The 2,217-nt window shown below is 73.7% G+C and carries 2 protein-coding genes and 1 tRNA gene; 1 reads left to right on the forward strand and 2 read right to left on the reverse strand.

All coding sequences use genetic code 11. The features are described 5' to 3' along the window. Window positions 1-50: 50 nt before the first annotated feature. Window positions 51-515 carry a hypothetical protein gene (locus ACWGIU_RS36225; protein ID WP_453712327.1) on the reverse strand — a complete coding sequence of 155 codons (465 nt, stop codon included), beginning with the start codon at window positions 513-515 and terminating at the stop codon, window positions 51-53. Window positions 516-526: 11 nt separating this feature from the next. Next, on the reverse strand, window positions 527-1,885 hold the full coding sequence (locus tag ACWGIU_RS36230) for a peptidoglycan-binding protein (RefSeq protein WP_453712328.1): 1,359 nt from the start codon (window positions 1,883-1,885) through the stop codon (window positions 527-529). A 223-nt stretch (window positions 1,886-2,108) separates the two neighbouring features. Here ACWGIU_RS36230 and ACWGIU_RS36235 point away from each other — a divergent pair. Further along, window positions 2,109-2,182 (forward strand) — tRNA-Lys (locus ACWGIU_RS36235). The last annotated feature ends 35 nt before the right edge of the window (window positions 2,183-2,217 follow it).

Raw genomic sequence — 2,217 nt, forward strand, 5'->3', positions numbered from 1 at the left:
GATCGCCGATGTGACCGCCCGTGCGCGATTCGGCCCGTACGCACCCACCGTCAGAGCACGGGCCGGCCCGGCCGGTCCCGGGTCTGGGGCTGAGGCCGGTCCTGGGGCTGGAACTGGGGCTGGGCCCGGGCCGCCGGCACCTCCCAGCCGTGCGGCGGCTCGGGCGCCGGGCGGGCGGCCTGCGCCGCGGCCCAGCCGAACGAGGTCTCGGCGGCGACGGCGTGCTCCGGTGCGGGGGCCTCGCGCGGCGCCGCGATGGCCACCGCCGCGTATGCCGGCTCCGGCATGGGCGTCGGCTCCGCGGCCCAACCGGGGTGAGCGGCCGGCGGGACTGCGGGTGCGGGTGAAGGTGCGGGCACGGGCGCGGGATCCGCCACCGGGACCGCTGCCCGGACCGCCACCGGGGCGGCCACCGGGGCGGCCGGCGGGGCGGCCGGCGGGGCGGCCGGCGGGGCGGCGGCCAGCGGTGGCTCGCGGAGGGTGCCCGTCGTCGATGTGGTGCGCGTGGGGAACATCGTTACCTCCGTCATGCGAACAGCCGGCGCCAGGTTTCCGGGCCCGGGTAGCCGTTGGCCGAGGCGCCGGACCAGCCCTGCGCACGCTGGAAGGCCTCGACGTTGCGGCGGTCGGCCTCGCTCCAGCGCGGGCCCGGACCGGATGTGTAGTACTTGCCGAAGCCCTTCTTCACCAGCTGACGGCCGAGGGCCGTGATGGCCTCGTGCGACTGGCCCGGGCGGAACATCGCGGCGCCCAGGTAGGCCCGTACCCCGCCCGGTCCGGGCGCGCCCGTCACCGTCGGCGGGATGTTCTTGCCCTGCTTCTCGACGAGCAGCTTCCAGGTGTGCACGCCCGGAATGCCGTCGGCGTCCGCGCCCGTCCAGCCCTGTGCGCGCTGGAAGGCGGCGGTGGCGAGCTTGTCGTGGTCGCTCCACGTCCGGTCGGCCACCCCCTTGGGGTAGAAGCGGTACGCGCCGCGCTCGATCAGCATCCGGCCGAGCTGGGCGACGTGGTCGTTGGTGGCGCCGGGGCCGAACTTGGCCGCGCCCGGGAAGACCGTCACGTCCTCCGGCTCGGGGCCCGCCGGCGGCTGGGGGCCCGCCGGCGGCTGGGGGTCCGGGACGTCCGGCAGGATGCCGCCCGGCACGCCGTTGAACCGGTACGGGACGTACTTCGTCGCGTTGCTCCAGTAGCCGTAGGGCGTGACCAGCTTCCGCGTGTTCGGGCGGGTCTGCTCGTAGGCGACGTAGTGCGTGTGTGTCGAGTCGACCCAGCCGCCGAAGATGACCACGTGCGAGCCGTTGTTGGGGTCCGCCGGGTTGTGGAAGAGGAGCATGTCCCCCGGCAGCAGCTCATCCTTGGTGATCTTGGTGGCGAACTGGTCCAGGCTGCCCGTCCACTCGTTCGACCCCAGGTTCCAGACCATGGAGACGTAGCCCGAGCAGTCCTGCCGGTACCCGTCCGTCCAGTACTCGGACATGCTGTACGGGACCCCCGCGTCCAGCCACAGCTTCGCCCGGTTGATGATCGTCGCGCGGTCGATCCGCCGCACCGCGCCGGGATGGGCCGGAGCGCCGGGCTTGCCCACCGGCCCGCCCTTGGGCCCGTGCAGCGGGGTCCGGGCGCCCTGCGGGGAGCTCGGGTCGTCCAGGGCCGCCGGCCCCGGGAGCGGGGTGGTCACGGCCGCCGCGATCGTACTGCCGCCGCCCAGGACCACTCCCGCGGCGGTGGCCAGCACCAGCGCCCGGCGGGCGCCGCGTGCGGCCGGGTGCCCCCCGTCCCGGAGCGGTATGGCCCGCGCGCGGGCGAGGGCGCGGCGGCGCTGGGCGCAGCCCCGGCACGCACAGTCGCCCGCGGGCTCGTACTCCTCGAAACCGGGCATCGGCATCTGCACATGCGTCGGAGGCTGCATCGTCATGCGGTTCCGTCCACTCCCCTGCTCGTCCACTCGTCCACTGGTCGACCGGAGCCGCATCTGATAAAGCATCACATGCGGCACGCGCAGACATATGGTGCACGATAAACCCGTCAAACGTGAGCTAATCGGACAAGGTGGGCGTGGCTGGTCACGGGCACTCCTGGAGGTGGGGTAGAGTTTTCTCTGTCAGCAAGCGCCGCTAGCTCAGTTGGTTAGAGCAGCTGACTCTTAATCAGCGGGTCCGGGGTTCGAGTCCCTGGCGGCGCACAGACGGAGGAAGCCCCTCGCAGCGAGAGCTGCGA

It is taken from the genome of Streptomyces sp. NPDC054840, from assembly GCF_053611065.1.

Coding starts and splice junctions, on each gene's coding strand:
- ACWGIU_RS36230 (WP_453712328.1), bottom strand. CDS start 1,885: ATGCCGATGCCCGGTTTCGAGGAGTACGAGCCCGCGGGCGACTGTGCG.
- ACWGIU_RS36225 (WP_453712327.1), bottom strand. CDS start 515: ATGTTCCCCACGCGCACCACATCGACGACGGGCACCCTCCGCGAGCCA.